General features: G+C 52.0%; 3 protein-coding genes. All 3 read left to right on the plus strand.

Going from position 1 to position 2,532, the window contains the following annotated elements; all coding sequences use genetic code 11:
* Positions 1–279 (plus strand): C-GCAxxG-C-C family protein (locus VB081_RS07965; RefSeq protein WP_323400291.1); only part of this gene is annotated, 279 nt, incomplete at its 5' end.
* A gap of 39 nt (positions 280–318) precedes the next feature.
* A complete protein-coding gene (locus VB081_RS07970) occupies positions 319–1,980 on the plus strand; it encodes an FAD-dependent oxidoreductase (RefSeq protein WP_323400292.1) in 1,662 nt (553 codons plus the stop codon).
* Between the two features lie 40 nt (positions 1,981–2,020).
* Positions 2,021–2,532, plus strand: a 512-nt coding sequence (locus VB081_RS07975) for an ATP-binding cassette domain-containing protein (protein WP_323400293.1), incomplete at its 3' end; no start/stop codon positions are given.

A 2,532-nucleotide genomic window follows, 5' to 3' on the forward strand; every position in this document is an offset into this window, starting at 1 on the left:
TGGACGGCTTCTGCGATCGCGATCATTCTGGCGCTTAGGAATGGAAAGGAAAAGCCCGAGGAAACGGACAAACAGCTGCACACCTATGAATTAGTCAATGCGGCGGTCACAGAATTCAAGGATACACTGGGAAGCGATCAATGCACCGTGCTTTTAGGCTACAACCTTTCAGACCCGAATGAGCGCGAACAGGCGGGCGAAGCAGGAGCCTTCCACCCGACGTGCGACGCATATGTGGCAAAAGCGGCTGAGATCATCGAAAAATATCTCGCAATGTAGACAATATCCCGGAGCAGTAGGGATCGTAAAGGAGAAAGCATGAAAAAGATAGTGATCGTTGGCGGCGTAGCCGGAGGAGCCGGCACCGCGGCAAGGATGAGGAGACTGGAAGAAGATGCGCAGATCATACTGCTCGAAAAAGGGGATTATATTTCTTTTGCGAATTGCGGCCTGCCATATTATATTGGCAACGAGATAGAAGACCGGGACGACCTGCTCGTTATGACAGTGCAGGGGATGAAGGAACGTTTTGATATCGATATCAGGGTGAAGCATGAAGTGTTCTCCATTGACCGGCAGAAGAAAACAGTGTCGGTAAAGAATTTGATCGATCAAACGACTTATGAAGAAGCGTACGATACCCTGGTTTTGTCCCCTGGATCGACGCCCTTCATTCCCGATATCCCGGGCGCCAGTGACGAAGCGGTGTTCACATTATGGAATATGTTCGATACGGACAGGCTGAAAGGGTACGTGCTTGCGAACAAACCGCAAAAGGCGCTGGTGGCCGGCGGCGGATTCATCGGCCTTGAGATGGTGGAAAACCTGCGCGGGCTTGGAATAGACGTCACGTTGGTGGAAATGCTCGACCAGGTGATGCCGAACGTTGATTTTGAGATGGCACAGATCGTTCATACGGCGCTCAAAAAGCACGACGTACATTTGAAGCTGGGAAGAAGGCTTGACAGCCTTGCGCGCATAGGGGGCAAATTGACCGCTACGCTTGACAATGGCGAGCAGGTAGAAACAGACATGGTAGTTATGGCGGTCGGCGTACGTCCGCAAAGCGGTCTTGCCAAACAGGCGGGACTTGCGTGCGGGGAAAAAGGCGGAATCATTGTAGACAAATTCTTAAGGACAAGCGACGAAAATATTTATGCGCTGGGCGACGCGATCGAGGTGAAGCATCTGGTATCGGCAAAGCTGGTGATGATCCCTCTCGCGGGCCCGGCCAATAAGCAGGCGAGGATATGCGCAGACAACATTCACGGCGACAACCTTGCCTATCGGGGGAGCATGGGAAGCTCGGTCGCGAAGGTGTTTGAGCTGACTGTCGCCTCTACCGGGCTCAATGAACGGCAGTTAAAGGAATTGGGATGGAGCGAAGGCCGTGAATATTTTGTCGCCAAAACACACGCATGGTCGCACGCGACATATTATCCGGGATCGACGCAAATGGCGCTTAAAGTATTCTATGCGCCGGATGGCAAAATCCTTGGGGCGAGCGCGGTCGGAAAAGAGGGCGTGGATAAGCGCATGGACGTGATCGCGACGACGATGTATTTTGGCGGTACGGTTCATGATCTGGGCAGGCTGCAGCTATGTTATGCGCCGCCGTATTCATCCGCAAAAGACCCTGTTAACATGATCGGTTTTATGGCGGAGAACAACTTAAGCGGTCAGTGCCGGTTTATTTCGTGGGATCAGTTGGACGGGCTCGATCCACAAAAGTACGCGGTGCTGGATGTGCGCGAGGACGGCGAAGTGGCGCGCGGCATGATCGACGGGGCGATCCATATCCCGCTCGGTCAGCTGAGGAGCAGGATATCGGAACTCGACAAAAATAAAACGATCGTAGTGTGCTGTGCCATCGGGCTGCGGGCGTACGTGGCCTGCAGGATATTGACGGGACATGGCTTTGAAGCGATCGATCTTTCCGGCGGTTATACGACGTACAGTATGGCGCACAGGAAAATATGAACCACACAGATATTGATTAAGTCGGAGAAGAGGTGGAAAGATGCAGAACAGTGAATTGCTGGTAGAAATGGAAAATATATCGATCAGTTTCGGCGGCGTGAACGCGTTGCAGGACGTGCACTTTGACTTAAGGCCCGGCGAGATACACGCGCTGATGGGCGAAAACGGCGCGGGCAAGTCGACGCTGATCAAAATACTTTCCGGCGTCTATACAAAGGACGAAGGAACGATCAAGCTGCATGGACAACCGGTCAGCATACAGGATCCCAAGCAGGCAAAAGAGCATAAGATATCTGTCATTTATCAGGAATTTGCTTTGGCAAAGGATTTGACGGTAGCGGAAAATATTTTTATCGATCATTTGGGTCTGGGCAAAAAATTCATCAACTGGCCTGCGCTCAACAAAAACGCAAGAAAGCTTTTGGATCGTTTGGGTTTTTCCAATATCAGTGAAAAGCAACCGGCGGGAGAGCTTAGCGTGGCGTGCCAGCAGGTGGTGGAGATATGCAAATCGCTTTCGCGCAAAACGGAGATATTGGTGCTTGACGAGCC

It is taken from the genome of Christensenella sp. (assembly GCF_034927525.1).
Taxonomy (GTDB): Bacteria; Bacillota; Clostridia; order Christensenellales; family Christensenellaceae; genus Christensenella.

Bases quoted from the DNA above. Each gene is read 5' to 3' on its own strand.
- VB081_RS07970 (WP_323400292.1), top strand. From the start codon at position 319: ATGAAAAAGATAGTGATCGTTGGCGGCGTAGCCGGAGGAGCCGGCACC.